The sequence below is a fragment of the Candidatus Eisenbacteria bacterium genome, assembly GCA_026388185.1.
In the GTDB taxonomy this organism is placed as follows: Bacteria; Eisenbacteria; RBG-16-71-46; order JAFGJU01; family JAFGJU01; genus JAPLKG01.
Map to the genome: position 1 here is coordinate 46079 of JAPLKG010000003.1, position 22455 is coordinate 68533.

Here is a 22455-nt window from a genome sequence, read left to right on the forward strand (position 1 = left end):
CAGGAATCTGAGGTAATTGTCTCACGCACAACGGGCAAAATGCCGATATTGATAATGCAAGCTCCGGGTGCTCCACCAACAGAGTGGTTCTGCAACTTCACCCACACTAATCGAATACGAACAGCCAAGATTGACCAAAGTGTAAGTATCAGAGTGTTGAGGTATCGAAGATGAAACACATTGTTGCGATTCTCGTGACTCTAGGTATCCTGCTCTTGGGAATCGGCGTCAGCGCGCACGATCAAGAACTGACTGCCGTGACCAGAGCGCAAGCCGAAGAAGGCGCCTTCCCCGCGCAAAACACGAGTGACCTCACTCGGGGACAAACCCGAGCGGAGCCGAGCGCCGAGGATCTCGTGTTCATGGAGATTCCCGTCGTCTTCGCAGCGTCAAAGTTCGAGCAGCCGAGCACCGAGGCACCCGCGACCGTCTCCATCATCACCGCGGACGACATCCAGCGCTACGGTTACCGGACGCTCGACGAAGCACTCCAAGGAGTCACAGGTCTCTACGTGACGTATGACGACAATTACAGGTACCTCGGCGTGCGAGGCTATAGCATTCCGGGCGACTACAATTCGAGAGTACTCCTCCTGGTGGACGGCATGGCATCCAACGACGACATATACGGAAGTGCAACCTTCGGCACCGTTTTCGGCGTCGACATGGACCAGGTGAAGCAAATCGAGATTATCAAGGGTCCGGGCTCGGCGTTGTACGGAACCAACGCCCTGTTCGCCGTCATCAACGTTGTGACCAAGGACGCGAAAGACTCGGACGGCCTCAGGGTCTCCGCAGAATATGGAAGCTACGATTCTCGAAAGGGCCTCATGAGCTACGGAAAGAGACACGGCGATCTCGACTTTGTCGTCGCGGGTTCATACGCGAACGCGGAGGGACAGGACCGCTATTTCCCAGAGTACGACGGTTACGTGGACGAGGCAGGAATAGTCTACGACGGAACGTTCAGGAATGGTGACTGGGACAGGTCCCCGAGCATCTGGGGCAAATTGTCCTACAAGCAATTCGCCCTCCGTGGCTGGCACAAAACGCGCGACAAGGGAATCCCCACTGCAGCTTATTGGACCGTTTTCAATGACAACAGAACAAACAACACCGACGAGAGCGAATTCCTGGAACTGAGGTACGCGCCGACACTGGATGAGACGAAAGACCTGTTGGCAAGAGTGTACTACAATCGCTATCGCTACTACGGCGACTGGATGCTGTTGTACGAAGGAGAATCGGACTACTACGAAGAAATGGGCAAGGACGTGGCCAAAGGAGACTGGATTGGTTCGGAGCTCCAGCTCAACTGGAAGACTTCTGCCCGTAACCGGCTGACTGCGGGCGGAGAGGCCCAATATCACAGTGTCGCTCAGAAGTACTGGGACGAAGGCCTTCTCGGCAGCGAGTATCGACACCAGTACTTGGACTACAACCAGCAGTTCGATGTCTGGTCCCTCTATGCCCAGGACATCTACAAACTCTCGAGTCTGTCTTTTGTTCTCGGTGCCAGGTATGACAACTATCCGACTTTTGGTGGAACCACCAATCCGAGAGTAGGCTGCATATATACTCCCTTTGACAAGACCAACATCAAGCTACTCTACGGAACGGCCTTCCGCGCTCCCTCGCCCTACGAGCTTTACTATCACGACGGCTACTATCTTATGGAACCCAATGAGAGTCTCACTCCCGAGAGACTGAAGACTACAGAGCTCGTGCTCGAGCAAGGAATCGCGCGAAATGTGAAAGCCCTGTTCTCCTTGTATCACACGGACCTTACCAACTTGATCTATCAGGTAGTAACTGCAGACACGGGCATTGAAGGAGATCCGTTGCTACAGTTCCGGAACGTCGGATGCGTCCAGGCCTCTGGTCTTGAGTTCACCCTGGACGGAACATTCTCGGGAGTTCTTACCCGGTTTGGCTACAGTTATCAGGAAACACGGGACCAGCACGGGAAAGAACAACTCGTCAATTCGCCCAACAGTTCAGGTAATTTCAGCATCAGCGTTCCCATTCTCTCCGGGAACGAGTACGTGAGTGCCGAAGTGCGCTACGTGGGAAAGCGGTTCACCACCAGCCGTGAAGAGTTGGATCCCTACGTCTCCACCAATCTCATTCTGTTCATGAAGGACTTGCTGCCGCACATCGAGATTACGGCAAAGGTGAATAACGTATTCGACGTTTCTTATGAAGATCCATGCAGCACAGAGTATTTCCAGACCAGAATTCCGCAAGATGGAAGAAGTTTCTTCTTGAAATTGACGTACAGGAGCCAACGGTGAGAGCTGCGGTACTCATAACGCTCTGTCTGGCTTTGAGTGTCTTTGGTTGTTGCCTGGCAGAGCAATGCCACGCGGCAGGCCGACTCGCGGTCTCGGTCATTTTTTCTTCCGACATCGAGGCCTACACGCAGGCGTGGAACGGATTCCGAAGCTATTTCGACGAACAAGAGGTGTCGTTGGCCGTGTCCACGTACAACTTGAAGGATCAAGAACCTGCAATGGTCTGTTCAGAGATAGAGGCGAGAGGATCCGACGTGGTTTTCACGCTGGGAACGCAGGCGTCAAGACTGGCGCGAGAAAGAATAAAGAACATCCCCGTCATATTCTGCATGGTGTTCAATCCAGGCGAGTTCGCCGGCACAAACAGCACCGGCGTCTCGATGGAGATCCCCATCGAGGCAAGATTGCAGGGGATCAAGAAAATACTCCCTCACGCCAAGAATGTGGCAGCCGTCTATTCGACAGAGACGGCAGAGGCATACAGGCAGGTCTTCTCGAAGGGCAGCCAATTGGGTCTGACCATAATCGGAAAGCAGATTGATTCTGAGAGACAGCTTCCCGACGCCATTAGAGAACTGGACTACAGGATGGATTGTTTTCTGATGCTCGCCGATTCTCAACTATATTCCCCCGCATCGGTAAAGCATCTGCTGCTCGAGAGTCTGAGACAGGGATTCCCCGTAGTAGGACTCTCGTCTCATTACACCCAGGCAGGAGCACTCTTTTCGTTCGATTGCGACTACGGCGACCTCGGTCGCCAGGCAGCAGAAATCGCGTCGAGGATCACGAACGGCGAAACGCCGGGAGCGATTCCTCCCCTGGCACCGAGAAAGATCAGGCTTTCAATAAACATGCTCGCCGCCGACAGGTTGGGAATCGAGATTTCCTCTGAGACGGCGAAACGGGCGAGTGAGGTGTTCGGTAGATGAGACTGAGCATCAACAAGAAGGTCGAGCTGCTCTCCGTGAGCATCATTCTGTTTCTCGCCGTCGCACTGTCCTTCCACTTCATCAGGCAGGGATCAAGTGCTGTGAGCTCCGAGCTCAACGAACGTGCGGCAGTTATCCTCAGGGGCCTGACCATCAACTGCGAATATCCGATTCTCGTTGGAGATCGGGAGTCGATTCATAGGTTGGTGAGGATCGCTCTTGCCGAGAAGGACGTCGTTTTCTGCAGAATCGACGGCCCAGACGGTAAACCGATCATCGAGGCAGGGTCAAGAACGCTCGGACCGACGAGAGAGTTCGTGGCCCCGGTGGTCACGGAGAAGACAGGAGAACAAGAGCAAGAGGGAGTAGTCCTGGGGGTCCCCACCGGCATCAAGGAGGAAATCGCAAAGATACATCTGGGAATTTCTCTTTCCGGGTTGAACAAGAAAGTGGCCGACATGAAAAGGGCGGCCGCCTTGTTCGCCGTTCTTGCAATTCTCGTCGTCTCCCTCGCCAACACCTTTCTGCTCAAGTTTCTTCTCATCGGTCCCATCACAGCGTTGGTAAGGGGCACCGCCAGGATTGCGGGAGGAGATCTCAACCACAGAGTGCAGGTCAAGAGTAACGACGAAATAGGCGCCCTCGCCTTGTCTTTCAACAAAATGGTGGAGGATCTCTCCAAAACGCTCGTGTCCAGGAACTACATGAACAATATCATCAAGTCGATGACCGACACCCTGCTCGTCACTGACCCGGAAGGCAGAATAAGGACCGTCAATCGTGCCACTCTCAACCTGTTGGGATACTCCGAGGACGAGCTGATCGGAAAGCCAATTTGTGTGCTCTTCAGAGAAGACCCGCTCGACAGTGAACAAATCACTGCTATCAAGAGCGGGATGGGCATGGGCAATGTCGAGAAGACCTACGTGTCCAAGGACGGGAGAAAGATCCCGATGCTCTTCACCAGTTCAGTGATGCGCAACGAGAACGGAGAAATAGAGGGAAACGTGTGCGTGGCGCAGAACATCACGGAACGGAGGAAGGCCGAGGAGGCTCTGTTACGACAGGCAGAAGCGCTCACGCACTCCAACACTCAGTTGGAGGCGGCGAATGCGGAGCTGATGCTACTGGACCTCGCGAAATCGGAGTTCGTGTCCAACGTGTCGCACGAACTGAGGACCCCCTTGACGGCGGTCAAGGCATACGCTGAGACCCTCCTGCAGTACGGTTCCATTTCTGAGGAAAAGCGCAACTCCTTCGTTGGAATCATTCTGAAACAGGCCGAGAGGCTGGCCGTCCTGGTCGATGATCTGCTGGATCTCTCGAAGATTGAGGCAGGTGAAATCAAGCTCAATCTCACGCTCTTGGATGTCGAGACGGCAATAGAAGACGCATTGCAGAGCGTCAGGCCGGCTGCCCAGAAGAAGGACATCGAGATCCAGGTGTCGTTGTCTGAAGAAGGATCTCTATCAGGAACGGAGACCTCACCGACGGTCGGCAATCAAGTGCTTGCCGACGAAAACAGGTTTGACCAGGTGCTCGTCAACCTGCTCAACAATGCGGTCAAGTTCACGGAGCCTGGAGGACGCGTCTGGATCGGTTCGAGGGTCGTGCAAGATCGCACGGGAGGTCCTGCGATCGGGCCTGGCGCACATGCGCCCGGCGGGCCTCGCTATCTCCGCATCACAGTCGCGGACAACGGCATTGGCATCCCGGCGGAGGAACTGGGAAGCATCTTCGACAAGTTCAAGCAAGTGGAGGAGAAGACCAGGGGCAAGCCGACGGGAACCGGCCTGGGTCTGTCCATCAGCAAGCACCTTGTGGAGAGAATGGGCGGGCACCTCTGGGTGGAAAGCAAAATGGGAGAGGGAAGCAGTTTCCACTTCACTGTCCCTCTCGCTCAGAGCGATAGCCTCGTGACTGCGGAAGAGGTGACGGCGGGAGCGGGTGCGCAATCGCGATCAGAATCTGTTTGAAAGGCGGATCAGATGTAGTTAGAATCTGTTCATGCGCGTGACCTTGACCATACGATTCGACACCCACTGCCTGGTACCCCCACCTCCATTCCTGCGTCCATCGATGCTCATGTCCATGGCTCTCCCGCTTCCACTCCGTCTCGATCACACCCTCGGTGCCCCATGAAAAACCCCATGAAAACTCACCCCGGAAGATTGATAAGGACCTTGACAATCTGCGTTCTGGCTCTGGCCCTGGCCGTGACGGCTTTTTGCGTTTTCTTTGATGAGGCAGTCTTTCTGAGAAAGGGCACGGTTTATCGCGTGCCCACACTCGGCAAGGTCGTGGCGCTGACATTCGATGACGGACCCTCCCCGGTGTGGACCCCTCGGATACTGGACGAACTCAAGGCGCTGAACGTCAAGGCCACATTCTTTGTGCTTGGTAAGCACGTCAGAGAGTATCCCGAGATAGCAAGGCGCACGGCAAGCGAAGGTCACGAAATCGAGAACCACTCGTACGATCACCACGTTATCATTTACTACAGGACGAACAAGTTGGAGAAAGAAATAAGGGACACCGAGAGTATCGTCAACACCGTAACCGGCCGGACCACGCGATACTTCCGGCCGCCCAAGGCCTGGCTCACTAACCGAGAGAAGACAAAGATAGAAAAGATGGGCTACAAAGTGGTCTTGTGGTCGTTGAACTCGAAAGATTGGGTGACTTTTGATGATAAGTACGTGCTGAAGTACCTTCTCAGCAATGTCCAACCGGGGGACGTGATACTCTTCCACGACAGCGGAGGTGTCCTTGGCACCGAGGGAGGAAATCGCGAAGAAACGATCAAGACAATCCATCGACTAGTGCCGAAACTGAGAGAAAGAGGCTACAGATTTGTTACCGTGGAAGAACTTCTGGGTGGAACCCCGTAAGCGAGAGGCCGGATGAGCGAGAAGTTCCAGTCCTTTCGGACGACGACAAGACATGAGACTTTCAGGAGCGTAATGATATTGCTCGCCCTTTCCCTTGCTTTCCTCGTTCTGGGCAACGGCGTCTTGAGTCTCACTAATCCCGACGAAGTCTTCTACGTCCAGACTGCGAAGGAAATGATCCGGCGAGGCGAGTGGATGACGCCCTATATCTTCGGAGCCCCTCAATTCGAGAAACCCGTCTGTCTGTACTGGCTCCTGCGCATCGGGTTCGACGTATCCGGAACTTCGGCGTCCCTGGCGGCGACATCCTTGGCTCCTTCGGCGTCCCTCACGTCGTTCGCTCACCCGGCTACCCTGGTTCCCCCCGCCGCCTCCCCTTCCGTTGCGTTCGCCGCGCGGCTCTTCCCCGCGATGTTCGCCGTCGTGGGGGTAATCGCGACCTATTTTCTCGTTGGTCTCGGATTTGGGACCGAGAAGAAGGCCTTTGTCTCGGCAATTGTCCTAATGTCCGCGGGGCTATACATCGGTCTCGCAAGGACCGTTTATACGGACATGATTTTTTCGGTGTTCATTCTCCTGGCCATGACGTCGTTCTTTTGGGGACACACAAACGCCGCGAGGAGAGGCGTAGGATCAATGCTGTTCTTCGTCTTTTCTGCTCTAGCAGTCTTGACAAAGGGACCGCTGGGTCTTGCAATACCCTTTCTGGCCGTCACTCTTTTTCTGGCGGTGAGAAGGGAGCTCGGGGTCTTTTTCTGCAGACATTTCGCGTGGGGATTCTTGGTATTTCTCCTGATCGCACTGCCGTGGTACGTGTTCATGATTCAGCGATTCGGCAAGGCGTTCACCCACGAATTCTTTTACAACGATCACATACGAAGACTTTTTGAAGCTGAACATCCGCAAAACGACCGCTGGTATTTCTACCCGGGGACGGCCGTCATCGGCATGTTCCCATGGAGCATTTTTGTCTTGATTGCGTTTGCGCGACTCATCAGGCGTGTGGCACAAGGAGGCGCGCGACCCGTGTATCTGTTCCTGGCGTGTTGGATTCTCGTTACGTTCGCAGTCTTCCAGCCCGCGCACTCAAAGTTGGTCAGTTATATCTTCCCCATGTTTCCTGCGCTCGCAGTCATGACCGGAGATCTCGTCTACGACTGGATCGAGGCGAAGGGCCGCAGACTCGCCTACGGCCTTGCAATCGTCTCGAGTATCACGTTTGCGCTGGCACCCTTGGGATTGGTCGCCGGCCACGCGCTCTACCGCGAGTACGTACCTTCCAGCCAGTCAGTCAACGGCCTCATCGCGCTGCTCGGGGCCCTGCTCATAACGATGTTACTTTTCGCTGCCAGAAAGAAGTACTCGCAGTGCGTTTACTTGCTGAGCTTACAGCTTCCGGTGTTGTTCTTTTTCGGGCTCCTGTCTCACGGCGAAATCGACCCGCGCTTGTCTACGAAGAGCGCCTGCCAGTGGTTGCTCCAGCACGATGCGTCGGAAGATACGGTGCTTTGCTCCAAGTACTTCGCGCGTGGCGTGCACTATTTCACGGACAAGAACGTCGCCGTGATCGACATCGGAGGGCTTGGTTTTTTCAGTCCTCACCCGATTCCCTACCTGGTCAAAGACGAGGAGGTCAGGGGCTTCTTGCGAAGACAACCAGAAACTCACTGCATCGTCGACCATTCTTCCCTGAATCACCTGCGGCGGATAGCCGGTCACGAGATGGCGGTCGACGTGCTGAAGAAGGCGGGAAACGAATACGTTGTGCGCGTGACAGCCGACCCCGTTCTTGCTACGCCTCCGGCGGCTTCGTCAGTGCGTCCGTGGTCTGGATTCCGTAAGCCACTTCCGGAATGATGCCCTTCTCTGCGTATATGGGGTGCACCAGGGCCTTGAGTACAGGTAGTTTTCTGGCAAAGAGTAGACCGCCACAGATGCAACAGAGCCCGGATACCAGCAGAGTCTTCGGGGCGCCTATCTTGTCGGCCATACTTCCTGCCCACAGGCTGCCGAACGGCACGGTGCCCATGAACGCCATCGTGTAAAGACTCATAACACGTCCCCGCTTATCGTCATCCACGATGGTTTGCAGGGTTGTGTTGCTCGCCGCCATCATCACCATCATCCCAAAACCGGTCACCAACATTAATGCCAGGGAAAGCCAAAGGAAATGAGACAAAGAGAATCCGATAAGACCCACGCCAAAGATGCCCGCGGCCACTGGAATCGTTCTTCCTAACCTGAGGATTTGTCTGCGCGACGCGAGATAGAACGCGCCCGTCAACGCACCCGCACCCGATGCCGCGACGAGAAAGCCGAAGATGTTTGAGCCGCCGTGAAGAATCTGCCTTGCAAAAACCGGCATCAATATTTGATAAGGCATTCCCATTAGGCTCACCAGAGCGAGAAGCAAAATGATCGACCTGATGGGATCAAAGCCGAATGCGTAGGAAAAACCGTCCTTCAGACCCCGTAGAACGTGGGTGTTCTTCGCCTCGGTTTTTCGCGGGGTGACTCTCATCGCCAGAAGAGATCCGATCACTGCAATGTAACTCAGGCCGTTGAGGAGAAAGCACACACCCTCTCCCACGACGGCAATGAGTATGCCGGCGACTGAAGGACCCACGAGCCGCGCACCGTTGAACAATGAGGAATTGAGTGCGATCGCATTCCCGAGGTCTTCCTTTTTTCTGTCGACCATCTCCACGACGAACGTCTGGCGTGCAGGCATGTCAAAGGCATTCACGAGACCCAGGAATATGCTCAAGACCACTATCTCCCAGACAGTGATCGCATTCGTTAGAACAAGGACCGCGAGAACGAAAGCCTGTACCATGGCGAGAACCTGCGTGATGACAAGAATCCGGCGGCAGTTCCATCTGTCGGCCAGCACTCCGGCCACGGGGGCAAGAAGAAAGGTCGGAATTTGCCCCGCAAATCCAACCACACCCAACAGTAGAGCGGAATTGGTGAGGCGGTACACCAGCCAGCTCAGCGCGATGCGCTGCATCCAGGTTCCGATCAGAGAGATTCCCTGACCTCCGAAAAAGAGTCTGTAGTTCCTGTAACGCAACGCGCGGAAGACGAGCCTGAGTCCGGTTGTCTCTTTGTGCATGATCGTGTCTCCGAACCAAAAACGAGGGAGAATCGCTTCTCCCTCGTTTGTCACTGCCTTTGCGCAGTGTAACATGGCTGGTAACTTACTGCAAAGGATGGATCGTTAAGTTGGGACTATCTCAGAACGGCACGTGCAGCTTCGCAACATGCCTACCAGTGTAGTCACTAGTATCTTCGATATTCCGTTCTCTCTCTGCTCTTGGGCGGACGAGCTTCGTCCACCTTCAGGGTACGGCCCTTGAATTCATAAGCATCCAGCGCCTCTTTTGCCTTTTCGGCCTCAGCGGTGCTGGACATTTCGACGAATCCAAAACCCTTACCTTCAATGACGTTGACTTGCTTAACCACGCCATGGGCTGCAAAGAGCTCTTCCAACTGCTCGTTGCTCACGTCATAGCCAAGATTTCCTACGTAAAGCCTACTAACTTGCATTCTAATCTCCTGTTCATCTCATTCAGTTTCTCTGTCCAAGTAATGTCTCTATCGGAGGTAGAAGCAAGATAGTTGTTCAGACCTCGTTGCGGGAGCATTACTAATCACAAGAGAATCCTAACGAAGAATGTGCTTAACAAGAATTAACCGATTGTTTCCACCACCCCTTTCAGCAGTTACCAGCCAATTTGTGACGTGTCTGAAGCCATGCGGCCTGACACGAGTCTCTTCGCAACTTTCCAGACCCCGGTAGACGGGCTGCCCTGAGCCTTCTACGGGTTCTGACATGGTAAGTTGTTTTACATCTGTTCAGATATTCCATTGTCTCGACGTAGAGAGGGCGGAGTGAGTAAACTCTAGCAGCAAGCAACTCTTGGGCAATTACGTGCAGGCTATCGTCGTCAGAGCGGCGAACTCAAGCTGTCCTCTTCAATCACATCGCTGGCTCAGAAACGCATGCTCGAACTTGCGAGCGAGCCTCAATTCATTTGCTATATTAAGTATAGCTGATAATCGGTCACTTGTCAATCCGCAAAGATGGAATTATTTGATGTGGTGCCCGACTGCCGTTACTTCTTGCGGGTAACCTCTTGCATCAGTTCGGGTTGGATCTCTTGAATCTCAAGGAGCCTTTGCCATTGATGCCAGAGAAGGTGATCCGGTTTTTCGTGTAGATGGCGTATCTCCAGCTCCGCCTTGAGGTTCACGCGTTCGTCATCTCGCTCGCCACTAATACGTGAGGCCCGCGATCCTCCCTCTTCTCCCTGTAGTCTCTGCTCTTCGGAAGACGCGCCTCAGCCACCTGCCCCGTGCCGTTTCAGGAGCAGCGACCCGTTCCACCCGCGCCTTGGTCGTCCCTGGCTTGGCCGCCCTGGCCCTTCTTGAGCATGCCACCGGCCATTATCACAAAACCCAGTCCGAAAAGAATTACAAATATGCCGATCATGTACGGGAACAGGAGATGGGGGAAATATATGATTCCGAGTCCGCTGACGACGAAAACAATCCCCAACACGATCAAGAAATAGGCGGAAGCGCTCGAGGGAATCCTCAATTCGACTGGTTCCTCTCTGGTCTTCACGAAGGCCATGAGGATGAAACCGATACCCATTCCTATTGCGCCGCCGACGTCCGGCCGGCCAAGGGCCAGGCCGATTCCTCCGCCGACGAACATGCACGCGACAAAGACCAGGCCTGACGCCTTCCCCTTTTCCCGTTCTTCGCTCATCTCGTGCCTCCGTTCATGAAAAGGTTCCTTGTCCTTCCAGCCCATGCTGGTGTCCCTGCTAAGCACGCTAGATGCAAAGGCACGCCGTGTCAAGACACTAGAAAAGAGGCAGGAGTGGTTTTGCGCTCCTGCCTCTCACTTTCAGGCGAGGCATACGTGACTTGGCTGTCGCTTACCTCGAAAAGAGCTCCTTCACCCTCCCCCACGTGGTCGTCCCTATCGGTGTCATCTCCGGCGGTAACTCGCTCGTCACCCCAATCTCAGACCCACTGGAGGACATCAAATCGTAGTTCTGCGACCCAGGCAAAGTCCCAGCCTTATTCCACGTAAACTGCACAGCATACCCATCAAGCGTGTCGTTCAGCGCTACGTAATACTGCGACAGCGACGCCCTAAACCTCAACTTCCAGTTGTAGTTCGGTGCTACAGGAGCCCAGTAAGTGATCGCCCAATCCGTCGGAGACAACGCAGATGTTACGCCACCCAAAGACCAAGACTGTCGGAATTAAAGAAGATCATGTACTGATAAACACCATTAGCAAACTGATAGTTCATCACCGAGTACTCGTACTTCCACACGTTCGTAGGAGACACCCCTCCACCGGACGGAAACGTGTCGCCCTGACGATACCTCACCCACTCAGACCCCTCCTGGTGGTAAAGCTTGTAACCAACGGCCCCCTTGGGCAAGGCATCGGCTCCCAGAGGCACCAGAAGAAATCCTACCAGTAGCACAATCAAGAAAAACGGTACCACTCGTGTCATTTACCGGCTCCTTCCAGCTCACGCCTTTGGGCGTCTATCTAAACGCGTTCTTTATGCAGCCCCACGACGTGTTTTCGAACCCGGTGGGACCAGTTAGGATAACGACTGTCGTTCCTTCGAAAACGGTGCTGTTCCAAACCTCAAACTCCTGAGAGCCCGGGCAAACGTCGAGGTCCTTCCAGACGAAGGTGACTGAGAAGCCATTCAGGCTTTCTCCGGGATAGATCGGGTTAGGGTGGTCGTAGCCCCCATCCCACTCCACACTCCATGCGCCACCGCCCTCGGGCTCAGAATAAACAAATATGTCTTCCCAACCTGAAGGGTAAGTGTATGAAACAAAATCCGAACGGTCCTGGCCATCGGCATCGAAGAAAACCACGAATCCCCATATGAAAGGTTCAAGGGTGAAGTTCTCAACCGTGTAGTCAAAGCGATAAAGCCGATTGCCGGGAGGACCTGATATGTAAGTAAGCTGTGCAGTAACTCCTGCTGCGTCAGGATCGGCAGAACCCACCTCAGGCACAAGCAGAACCCCGAGAAGAAACAAAACGCACGCTACCTTAGCAAATCCTCTCATCAGAATCCTCCTTTGGACGACGAAAGCAACAGGGCCTTGAGAGAACACCAGGAAATCGTGAGAATAGGATTACAAAATGGGGGCCCAAACCAGAGTGCTGTGCTCCGGATCAGTTCAAGCTCCCGGCTGCTACCACACTGACTGCACAACGTCAAGCGAATTAAGCTGTTACTTTCTCCCCGTCGTGCTATACTGATTGGTTGTGCAGAGCCTGGGATGGCGTCCCGGACGATTCGGCGAGAGGCGCTCCAAGTCATCCGACCCGCCTTCCCCCGCCCGTCCATGATGCGAAGGAACCATTACCACCGAATCGGTGTCTAACGTGTTGTGGAGTCTGACGAGACAACGTGGCGTGCCTTCTGCGAAAGTGGCATACAAGATGAAAAACGACCAGAGAGAACGTGATGAAAGGAGGGGGATTCGACAAGGCAATACGTGTGGGAGTAGCGAAATTCAAGACGTGACGCGCGAATAGTGGGTGCGACGTCCGGTAATAACAGGAGGGACGAGATAATGAAGCGATTTCTAGCGATGTGGGTGATTCTAATGTTGGGCCTTCTCATGTTTGGCGGTCTGGTTGTTGCGCAGGAGGAAGAGGAGGAAGCCACTCAAACCAAAACAATCGAGACCAGGATCATGACGCAGGCGCCATCGTCCTGCCAATTCATGATGCAACCCATGGCCGGGATGACCGGTTCTATGTGCCAGGGTTCGATGGGCTGTGGAATGATGGGCGGAAATGCGTGCTGCGGGATGACGTCGGGCGGGATGATGGGATGCGGCAAGTCTGGTGCCAGAGGTCAGTGTGGCATGCAAGGCGGGATGGGATGCGGCCCCTGTTGTCAACAGCTACACGAGCTGGGATGTCCCAGCCATCTGGTAGGAATGGCGGGCGAGCTGGAATTGTCCGAGAAACAGATCACCGAACTCAAGGCGATCTGCGCTGCGCACAAGAAGGAAGTCGTCCGCAAGCAGGCCGATCTCAAGATCGTCGGCATGGAGCTGGACGAGATCGTCGGGCTGCCCGGCGTTGACCTCGCAAAAGTCAAGGCCAAGATGATGGAGATTTGCTCAATGCGGCAGAGTATGTGCCTTGCGCAACTGGCGACCATTGAGAAGGCGCAGAAAGTTCTCACCGCGGCACAGATGACGAAGTTCAAGGAAATGAAGAAGGAAATGTCCTGTCCGGCCGGGAAGCCGGGAACGATGTCAAGGGTCAAGAAGCACATCAAGGTGAACGTAGAAGAATAGGGCGCTTCTGTTGAGCGACCAGTAATGAAGTAGGGCTTCCGCGGTGGTCAGCCTCCCTTGCCCCGCCCGGAGGCCCTTACTCCTTATCGCCACCGCACGTGGCCGCGCTCCGACCTCGGGGGGCGACGCTTCTCGTGTCTCCCCGATTGCCACACCCTCCCCTTGCGAATAGGCATCGACTGCCTTAGACTCCGAAGCACGTCCGCCACGCCGGGCGTCGAAAGGAGACACGATGGAGGAGAGGACTCCCACAGTAAGAGACGACATAGAACTTCATCCACTCCGCCACGCTGATCGACAAATGGTGCTCGTGAGAGACCCACTGGGCCTCATCAAGGAACCCATAGTTCTCAACGAGGCGCTTCTGGCCGTCCTCAGCATGCTGGACGGAACCCACACCATTTCCGATCTCCGGCTGTTCCTGACGCGAAGCCAGGGCGGCGTGCTCGTCACTACGAACGAGGTTCAACGAGTACTGAATCAATTGAGCACCGCTTTTCTTCTCCAGGACGAGCGTTTCGTGAAGGCGAGGGACGAGATAGTCGCGAAATACGCGGCCCAACCGGTCCGGCACGCCTTCCACGAGGGGGTCGCGTACCCGGCGGACCGAGAACAGTTGGCGAGTATGTTGGATCAGATTCTCGCGGCAGCCAGGCCGGAGCCTCAGCTTGACCCCGAAAGCCTCGAGCCGCCGGCCGGGAGCGCCGGCGCCAATTGGCCGCGCGTAGAGACCATCACCTTCCCGCAAGAGGACATCATTGCCTTGGCCGCCCCGCACATGGAAATAGACGCGAGCGCCCACTGCTACGGCGTTGCATACAATCAGATAATGGGGGCTCCCGTGGAGCTCGTCTTCATTCTCGGGACCGGGCACAGTCTGAAAAGCCAGACCTTCTCTCTCACGATGAAGGATTTCGAGACGCCCCTGGGCACGGCGTCAACCGAGAAGCAGATCGTCGAGGAACTCCTTGCGTGCGCACCTGGCTGCGTGCTCGACAACGACATGCCTCATCGCCACGAACACTCAATAGAGTTCGAAGTCGTATTTCTCCAGCACGTGCTCCGAGATCCGAGTATTCACATCGTGCCGATTCTCTGCGGATCGTTCCGTTCTCAGCTCGACGCGCACTGCAGGGCCTCGGAGATCCCGTGCGTCGGAGATTTCTTGAAGAAGCTACGTTCGATAATCGAGCGCGAGGTGGAATATCGAAAGCGAAAGTGCCTCGTCGTTGCCGGAGTGGACTTCTCCCACATCGGGCTCAAGTTCGGCGACCAGTACACGGGGCGCACACTGCTCGAGGAGACGGTGGAATATGATAGAGCCCTCATAGAAAATCTCTGTAACTGGGACGCGAACGGCTTCTGGCAAACGGCCAAGAACGTGAGCGACAGATACAAGGTGTGCGGCTTCGCGCCGCTCGCCTCGATGCTGGAAATGTTCGAGAGTGCGAAGGGACATCTTCTCGGGTACGACGTCTGGCACGAAGACGCAACTCACTCCGCTGTGAGCTTCGCGTCGATGGTTTTCACGAGGAAGTAGTTCACGCGTGCTCTGCCGCCGGTCGTCGTCTTCCCGGCAGGTTCTCCCCGCATTGTGATGCAACCGGTGGGCATCGTAGCCGGCGGAGTAGACCGGGTCACTGCTTCGAGGCGATTTCCCGCATTGTGATGCAACCGTGGACGGGACAGACGAGGGAGCAGAGGTTGCATCCCACACACTGAGTTTGGTCCACCCAGGGGACTCTGTAGCCCGTTCTCGCTGTAGATACGGAGTGGGCTCTTCTTCTCGACGAGTCCGCACTCCCAGGCGACGCCGTTTCGGTTGCGGCCGCCAATCGTTCCGTTATGATCGGACGGCGCGGCGCCAAGTGGCCGGGCGTCAACGCGTCTTCCGGAAGGTGTATTGCGCTGTGACCTCCGTCCCTGCATGAGACGTAGCAGACCTGGCAACCGATGCAGGTGTCGGGGTCAATGTCGGCCGCCACTTTGTAGCCCAACTCGAGTTCCCCCCACTCCCCCACGGTCCTTGCGACACGACCGATCAGTTCGTTGACCGAGGTCATTTCCTTTTCGTCGAGGTAGTTCGAGAGGCCTTCGACGAGGTCTTCGATGATTCGGAATCCGTGATGCATGACCGCCGTGCAGATCTGGACGCTGGTCGAGCCGAGGGCAATGAATTCTGCCGCGTCCCGCCACGTGTTTATTCCGCCGATTCCGGAGATGGGAACGCTTATTCTTGGGTCGCGCGCGAGCGCACTCACCATGTGAAGCGCTATGGGCTTCACGGCGGGGCCGGAGTATCCCCCGGGGGTACCGCGACCGGCCACGGAGGGGACTGGCACAAGCCTGTCCAAGTCAACGCCGATCATGCTTCTCACGGTGTTGATGAGAACAAGCCCGTCGGCTCCGGCCTCAACTGCGGCAGTCGCAGGTTCTCTTATGTCTGTGATATTCGGAGTGAGCTTGACCAGCACAGGAACTCTTGCCGCTTTCTTGACCCACGAAGTGATCTTGCGCACGACCGCGGGCTCCTGCCCGACGGCGGAGCCCATGCCGCGTTCGCACATCCCGTGAGGGCACCCGAAGTTGAGCTCGAGGCCGTCGGCTCCCGCGTCTTCGGAGCGCCGGACCATGTCGTGCCACTCCTTCTCGGAGTCAAGCATGAGAGAGGCAACGACCGCTCTGTCTGGGAAACGCTTCTTCACTTCCGCGATCTCTCTGAAATTCGTCTCGATCGGCCTGTCGCTTATGAGCTCGATGTTGCTCAGGCCGACCATCCTGCGATCGGCTTCGTCCAAGCCTCCGAGCCTGCTCGAAACGTTCACGATGGGTCGACCGATGGTCTTCCACACCGCGCCCCCCCAACCCATTTCGAAGGCTCGCGCGACTTGCTCGCCGGTGTTTGTGGGCGGCCCGGACGCGAGCCAGAACGGATTGGGACTCTTTATGCCTGCGAAGTTGATGGAGAGATTCGCCATGGACTGCAACTAGCCTTTCAACGTCTTGTCGATCTCTATGGCCGCACGCTTTCCATCGGCGACGGCATTCACGACTTCCTTCCCGCCGTTTACGCAATCGCCTCCCGCGAAAATCCTGGGATTGCCCGTGCGACCGGTCTTCTCGTCTACGATGACGCGTCCGTTCGAATCACATTTCACGCCAGGAAACTTGGAAACAACGCCTGCTTCTCCCGCCTGGCCGATCGCGATGACGACCATCTGCGCCTCGAATTCGCGTTCCGTGCCGGGAACGGGGCGCGCCTTCTCTGCGCGCGCCACAACGAGCCCCTTCAGTCGTCCTTTTTCCTCGAGTATTCGAACGGGCAAAGTCTTCTCGATGAATCGCACGCCCGCCGCCCTAGCGGCCTTGAGCTCGTGTGCGTAACCAGGCATCTCACTCTCGGTGCGCCTGTAAAGTATGCTGACGTCCGCGACACCCAAGTGCGCGAGTTCCCTTGCGACGTCGGTGGCCGTGTTCCCGCCTCCAATGACGGCGGCGCTCTCCAGTCCGTCAAGGCTAAGGCTCGCGTCGAGCTTGATTCTTTCGATCATTTCGATCGCGCTGAGAACGCCGGGGACATTCTCGCCGGGTATGCCGAGTGAGCTGTCTTTGCCCATCCCCACACCTACGAAAACCGCGTCGTATTCCGTGACAAGGCGCTCGCAGGACACGTCTTTGCCTATTTCAACACCGGTCCTCAGCTCGATTCCCGACGAGAGAATCCACTCGGTCTCCCGCAGGCAGTCGTGAGCGTGCATCTTGTAAGGCGCGATGCCGGACAAGTTGAGCCCGCCAGGAACGGCGCGTTTCTCAAAAATGACGGACTCGTGCCCCAGTCCGACTAGATGGAAGGAACATGCAAGCGACGCGGGACCCGATCCCACGAGAGCGATCTTCCGTCCGGTGCGCTTCGCGAGAGGCCTTCCGAAAAAGCTCGTCCCAACGAACGGCTCCGTTGCATAACGCTGAAGACGACCTATCTCGATGGGGGGCCGATACTGAAGGCTCAGAACGCACGCGCCGGCACACAGGACGTCGACCGGACACACCCTCGCACAGGAAAATCCGAGCACGTTGGCTTCCAGAATCGTCCTCGCCGCACCCTTCAGGTTTCCGGTTGCAATCTTTCTCACGAAACCCGGTACGTCAATCCGCGTAGGACAAGCTTTCGTGCAAGGAGCGTCGTAGCAATACAGGCAGCGCTGAGCCTCGGCGAGCGCCTCGGCGCGAGAATAGAGCGCCTTTAAATCTGCGAAGACGAGTTCCGTTCTCTGAGAACGAAGCTGGAAACGATCGCTCATCGGCCTGCCTTAACCTGTTTTCATCGCCGCAAACGCCTCACCCAGAATCTCGATCGCCTCTTCCACCTCCTCCTTAGACACCGTCATTGGCGGAGAAATGCGGATGGCGTTGCCGTAGAGTCCGCCCTTGCCGATGAGCAAGCCGCGCTTCTTCGTTTCTTCGAACAGCTCGAGCGTTGCTTTGGTGTTCGGAGTCCTGTCCTTCTTGCTCTCGTCCTCCACAAGTTCTATCGCCTGCATCAGACCCATGCCGCGCACGTCACCGATGACTCGCGGATGCTTGTCCTTGAGGCGCACCAGGCCGGACCGCAGCACGGCGCCGACCTGCTCGACGTGAGCGGCCAATTTCTCTTCGCGGATGACCGCCAGCGTGGCGTTTGCAGCGGCGCACGAGACCGGGTTACCGCCGAACGTGGAAATCGTGAGACCCTTGAGAGAATCCGCCACCGCGGGAATCGCGGTCGTCACGCCGAGAGGAAATCCGTTGGCCACTCCCTTCGCCATCGTCATTATCTCCGGTAGAACGCCGTAGTGCTCGATGCCGAACATTTTTCCGCCCGTTCGCCCGAACCCCGTCTGGACTTCATCACAAATGAAGACGCCGCCGTAGCGCCTCACGATCTCGACGGCGATCTTGAAGTACTCTTTCGGGGGAGTCACAAATCCACCCACACCTTGGATCGGCTCCGCCAGGAATCCCGCGATCTGCCCGACGGTGGTCGTGCGTATCAATTCCTCGATGTCGCGGGCACATTTCATGTCGCACGAAGGGTAGTTCAATCCAAACGCGCACCTGTAACAGTACGGAGAGACGGCGTGCTTTATGGCGCCCACCTGGGTGGGCAGGACTCTCCACGGCGCGTGGGCCGTGAGTGCCTGGGCAAGCATGGACCTGCCGGAATACCCGTGGCGTAAAGCTACGATTTCCTGGCGCCCCGTGTAGACCTGGGCCAGCATGACGGCGGTTTCGTCCGCCTCCGTTCCGGAAGCGGTGAAGAAAGATTTCTTGAGCTCTCCCGGCGTGATCGCGGCGATCGTCTCTGCGAGCTCGACGGCGGGAATCGTCTGGTACAGGGTAGAAGTGTGCACCAGCTTGTCGATCTGCTCTTTCGCCGCGGCGGATACGCGCGGATGCGCGTGCCCGATCGAGACGGTCAGAATTCCTCCGAAGAAGTCGAGATACTCCGTTCCTTCCACGTCGGTGACGTGCCTGCCCTTTCCCTCGACGAGCACGAGAGGGTCCTTGTAGTAAGTGATTACGCTCGGGAAGAGGAACTGTTTTTGTTTCTCGTGTATGTTCTGCGCGCTGCCCACGATTCCGCTACCCGCTCCCTGCTTCTGTTGTGCCATTTCAAACCTCCGTTACGAACCGAATGTAGGTTTTCACCATCACCTCACGGGTCTCTTCATGAATCGACCGGCTCCCCTATCAACCTTCAGGCCGGCCTCGGAGAAGGCGACCCTGCCACCGAGAATGACTCGTGCAACGCGTCCTTTGACGGCGAAGCCTTCGTAAATGTTGCGGTCACACCTCTGGTGGTGAGTAGAGGCGGAAATCCTGGTCTCGCCCGACGGATCGTAGACGACGATGTCCGCGTCCGCCCCGACCAAGAGAGAACCCTTGCGCGGATAGAGACCGAATATCTTTGCCGGTCGCGTCGAGACGAGATCTACAAAGCGATTCAGATCGATCTTGCCCGCGCATACTCCGTAAGAATAGAGAAGCGCCAGCCTGTCCTCGACGCCGGCGGCGCCGTTTGGAATCTTCGTGAAATCGTTTCTTCCCATCTCCTTCTGACCTTTGAGATTGAAGGGACAGTGGTCGGTGCCGACGGTGTCGATTATGCGCGCTTGAATGCCTCCCCAAAGTGCGTCTTGATGCCCCTTCGGCCTGATCGGAGGGGACATGACGTAAGCCGCTCCCTCGAAATTCGGTTTCTTGTAAACCTCGTCGTCAAGAAGCAGGTATTGAGGGCAGGTTTCGCCGTACACCTCCTGGCCTCTGAGCTTTGCTTCGGTCACCGCCTCCAGCGCTTCGCGGCAGGTCATGTGAACGACGTAGAGCTTCTGCCCAACGGCACGGCCGATCATTATGGCGCGATGGGTGGCCTCACCCTCGACAAAGCTGGGCCTCGAGATGGGATGATAATACGGCTCGGTCTTGCCTTCGCAGATGAGTCTCCTCTGGAGGTTGGCGACGACGTCTCCGTGCTCGGCGTGGATCATGGTCAAGCCTCCCGCCATGCGGGTGAAGCTCATGATCTTGAATAGCTCGTCATCATCCACGCCGATGGCGCCCTTGTAAGCCATGAAGCTCTTGAACGAAGTTATGCCCTCGTCCCGCACGCAACTTGCGATTTCCTCGCCGGTCTTCTCTCCGAACCAGGTGACGGCCATGTGCAACGCGTAATCGCTCACCGCCTTCTGGGCCCTTCCCATCCAGACTTTGAGACCTTCGTGAAGCGACTGGCCGCGGCCGGGAATGGCCACGTCGATGATTGTCGTCGTTCCGCCGGCGACCGCTGCCGCGCTTCCGGTCTCGAAATCGTCGGAAGATTCGGTTCCCATGAACGGGAGTTCCATGTGGACATGAGGGTCGACACCTCCGGGAAAGACAAGCGCTCCCGACGCATCGACGACGTCGTCCTTCGCGCTCCGCTTCTCGATGGACGGACCGATGGCGGCTATCTTCCCGTTCTCACAGTAGATGTCTCCGACGAAACGCTCGGCGGCAGTAGCGATTTCGCCATTCTTTATGAGAAGACCCATTTGGACACTTCCTTTCCGAGATTCACGCGGCTGGCCGCAAAACCGGCAATCCCTAGAACCAGCGCGATATGATGACCCGTTTGTCTGTGAAAAACTCTATGGAATCGCGTCCGTGCGCCTTGAGATCTCCGAAGAACGAACCCTTCGATCCGCCGAACGTAAAGAACGCCATCGGAGCGGCGATGCCGATGTTTATCCCGATCATGCTTATTCCAACGTTGTACGCGAATTTTCTCGCGTGACCGCCATTCTGCGTGAATATGGAGGTCGCGTTTCCAAACTCCGACCGAGAGATCATATCGAGGGCTTCCTGGAGCGATTTGGCCCGCATGAGGCACACAACCGGTCCAAAGATCTCTTCCTTCGCGATCGACATGGAGGGAGTGACTTTCTCAAACACGGTCGGCCCGACAAAGTAACCCTTGGGACAATCCGCGACCTTGCATCCCCTGCCGTCAAGAAGAAGCTTTGCGCCTTCGCGCACCGCAGAGTCAATGTGGGCCACGATCTTGTCTCTGTGCTTCTTCGAGATGACGGGGCCCATCGTCGTCTTCTCGTCGAGTCCGTTCCCCACGACGATCTTTCGTGCCGCCCGGAGAAACTTCTCTTTGAAGGCTTCATACACGTCTCCGACAGCCACTATGAGACTCCCGGCCAGGCAACGTTCTCCGGCGCATCCGAAACAGGAATCAATGAGTGTCGCGACGGTATTGTCAAGGTCGGCATCGGGCATCACGACGAGAAAATTCTTTGCCCCACCGAGCGCCTGGACGCGCTTGCCGTGTAGAGAAGCGGTAGAATAGACGTAGCGAGCCACGGGGCTCGACCCCACGAAGGAGATGCCGCACACATCCGGATGTTCAAGAAGCGCATCGACCGCCTCCTTCGCTCCGTTCACGAGGTTCACCACTCCCGGCGGAAAGCCGACGTCGTGCATGAGCTCGAAGATGCGGTTCTGACAAAGCGGGGTCTGCTCCGACGGCTTCACGACGAACGTGTTGCCGCAGGCCATGGCGTAAGGAAAGAACCAGAGGGGCACCATTGCGGGAAAATTGAAGGGCGTCACGCAAGCGAACACGCCGAGAGGCTGCCGCATGGCCACGCAGTCGATATCCTTGGCAATATCTTCCAGGCTGTAGCCCATCATGAGAGACGGAATCCCCGCGGCGACTTCGACGTTCTCGATTGCCCTGCGCACGCTGCCACGCGCTTCCGGCAGGGTTTTTCCGTTTTCTTTCACAAGAAGCCGCGAGATGTCCTCGAAGTTCTCTTCGAATAGGTTCTTGAACTTGAAAAAGTAACGGGCACGAACCAGGGGCGGAGTCTCTCTCCACTGCGAAAACGCTTTCCGGGCAAGAGAGACGGCTTTGTTGACCTCTTCCCGCGTCGAGAGAGGAACGCGCGCAATAATCTCGTCCGTGGCCGGATTTCTTACGTCGAGCGCCTTCGTGGACTTTGAGCTGACCCACTTTCCTCCGACGTAGTTGCGAATGGTTTCGATTGGCATTTTTACCTCTTTCTTGGAATCTGCCCTTGCCGGTCCTAGATCGCTCTGACTGGCGCGGAATCCATCCTTGCCGGCGTACGGTTTGCAAGAAGCGGCCCCAGAAAGGGCCGACCTCATCTTTCATGCTAAGTTGGTCGTCCTCTGAAGTCAAGACCGAACATGTGGATAGCTGTCTGAAGCGCACGGCCACTAGCGAACCGGTGCAAAGTCAGTGCCGCCCAGGATCGAACTTATGGATGGCGTAGGTTATCGCAAGATTGTTATTGACTTACGAGGTCAAGGTGTCGTATAATCGCGGTCGCTTGCGGGTCACAAATGACTGGCCCTGTGCGCCTGGGGAGCACCCTGTAGAGATCGCGTAAGCGGCTGACGCATTCCGCAGCAGCCGTGTGTC

The 22455-nt window shown here is 56.3% G+C and carries 18 protein-coding genes; 7 read left to right on the top strand and 11 right to left on the bottom strand.

The window, feature by feature from the left end:
- Window positions 1-170: 170 nt before the first annotated feature.
- From NTX17_01020 to NTX17_01040, 5 genes are all read left to right on the top strand, one after another.
- On the top strand, window positions 171-2294 hold the full coding sequence (locus tag NTX17_01020) for a TonB-dependent receptor (GenBank protein MCX5799959.1): 2124 nt from the start codon (window positions 171-173) through the stop codon (window positions 2292-2294).
- Window positions 2291-3223 (top strand): ABC transporter substrate-binding protein, encoded by a 933-nt coding sequence (locus NTX17_01025; GenBank protein ID MCX5799960.1) that lies wholly within the window; start codon window positions 2291-2293, stop codon window positions 3221-3223. Before NTX17_01020 ends, NTX17_01025 begins: the two co-directional genes overlap by 4 nt.
- Window positions 3220-5199: an ATP-binding protein gene (locus tag NTX17_01030; GenBank protein MCX5799961.1), complete on the top strand. Its 1980-nt coding sequence runs from the start codon at window positions 3220-3222 to the stop codon at window positions 5197-5199. The genes NTX17_01025 and NTX17_01030 overlap by 4 nt, the downstream gene beginning before the upstream one ends.
- 174 nt (window positions 5200-5373) lie before the next feature.
- On the top strand, window positions 5374-6114 hold the full coding sequence (locus NTX17_01035; GenBank protein MCX5799962.1) for a polysaccharide deacetylase family protein: 741 nt from the start codon (window positions 5374-5376) through the stop codon (window positions 6112-6114).
- A 12-nt stretch (window positions 6115-6126) separates the two neighbouring features.
- Window positions 6127-7971, top strand: a complete 1845-nt coding sequence (locus tag NTX17_01040) for a glycosyltransferase family 39 protein (GenBank protein MCX5799963.1) — start codon at window positions 6127-6129, stop codon at window positions 7969-7971.
- Here the strand turns inward: NTX17_01040 and NTX17_01045 are convergent.
- The 6 genes from NTX17_01045 to NTX17_01070 form a co-directional block, all read right to left on the bottom strand.
- Window positions 7907-9229, bottom strand: a complete 1323-nt coding sequence (locus NTX17_01045; protein ID MCX5799964.1) for an MFS transporter — start codon at window positions 9227-9229, stop codon at window positions 7907-7909. The two genes, NTX17_01040 and NTX17_01045, sit on opposite strands and share 65 nt — an antisense overlap.
- Window positions 9230-9396: 167 nt before the next feature.
- On the bottom strand, window positions 9397-9663 hold the full coding sequence (locus tag NTX17_01050) for an RNA-binding protein (GenBank protein ID MCX5799965.1): 267 nt from the start codon (window positions 9661-9663) through the stop codon (window positions 9397-9399).
- 817 nt (window positions 9664-10480) lie between these two features.
- Window positions 10481-10891, bottom strand: a complete 411-nt coding sequence (locus NTX17_01055; protein ID MCX5799966.1) for a hypothetical protein — start codon at window positions 10889-10891, stop codon at window positions 10481-10483.
- A gap of 172 nt (window positions 10892-11063) precedes the next feature.
- Window positions 11064-11357 carry a hypothetical protein gene (locus NTX17_01060; protein ID MCX5799967.1) on the bottom strand — a complete coding sequence of 98 codons (294 nt, stop codon included), beginning with the start codon at window positions 11355-11357 and terminating at the stop codon, window positions 11064-11066.
- An 8-nt stretch (window positions 11358-11365) separates the two neighbouring features.
- Window positions 11366-11656, bottom strand: coding sequence for a hypothetical protein (locus NTX17_01065; GenBank protein MCX5799968.1), 291 nt, complete (start codon window positions 11654-11656; stop codon window positions 11366-11368).
- Between the two features lie 34 nt (window positions 11657-11690).
- A complete protein-coding gene (locus NTX17_01070) occupies window positions 11691-12233 on the bottom strand; it encodes a hypothetical protein (protein ID MCX5799969.1) in 543 nt (180 codons plus the stop codon).
- Between the two features lie 513 nt (window positions 12234-12746).
- Between NTX17_01070 and NTX17_01075 the strand changes: the two genes are divergently transcribed.
- Window positions 12747-13484 (top strand): hypothetical protein, encoded by a 738-nt coding sequence (locus NTX17_01075; protein ID MCX5799970.1) that lies wholly within the window; start codon window positions 12747-12749, stop codon window positions 13482-13484.
- A gap of 232 nt (window positions 13485-13716) precedes the next feature.
- Window positions 13717-15024 (top strand): AmmeMemoRadiSam system protein B, encoded by a 1308-nt coding sequence (gene amrB, locus NTX17_01080; protein ID MCX5799971.1) that lies wholly within the window; start codon window positions 13717-13719, stop codon window positions 15022-15024.
- 97 nt (window positions 15025-15121) lie between these two features.
- On the opposite strand, the gene preA is transcribed toward amrB, so the two are convergent.
- From preA to NTX17_01105, 5 genes are read right to left on the bottom strand one after another with little or no spacing between them, the layout of a single operon-like run.
- Window positions 15122-16462 carry an NAD-dependent dihydropyrimidine dehydrogenase subunit PreA gene (gene preA / locus NTX17_01085; protein MCX5799972.1) on the bottom strand — a complete coding sequence of 447 codons (1341 nt, stop codon included), beginning with the start codon at window positions 16460-16462 and terminating at the stop codon, window positions 15122-15124.
- Between the two features lie 9 nt (window positions 16463-16471).
- Window positions 16472-17785, bottom strand: a complete 1314-nt coding sequence (locus NTX17_01090; protein ID MCX5799973.1) for an NAD(P)-dependent oxidoreductase — start codon at window positions 17783-17785, stop codon at window positions 16472-16474.
- A 9-nt stretch (window positions 17786-17794) separates the two neighbouring features.
- A complete protein-coding gene (locus tag NTX17_01095; protein ID MCX5799974.1) occupies window positions 17795-19135 on the bottom strand; it encodes an aspartate aminotransferase family protein in 1341 nt (446 codons plus the stop codon).
- A 39-nt stretch (window positions 19136-19174) separates the two neighbouring features.
- A complete protein-coding gene (gene hydA, locus NTX17_01100; protein ID MCX5799975.1) occupies window positions 19175-20554 on the bottom strand; it encodes a dihydropyrimidinase in 1380 nt (459 codons plus the stop codon).
- Window positions 20555-20606: 52 nt separating this feature from the next.
- Complete coding sequence (locus NTX17_01105) at window positions 20607-22061, bottom strand: CoA-acylating methylmalonate-semialdehyde dehydrogenase (GenBank protein MCX5799976.1); 1455 nt, start codon at window positions 22059-22061, stop codon at window positions 20607-20609.
- Window positions 22062-22455: the final 394 nt, after the last annotated feature.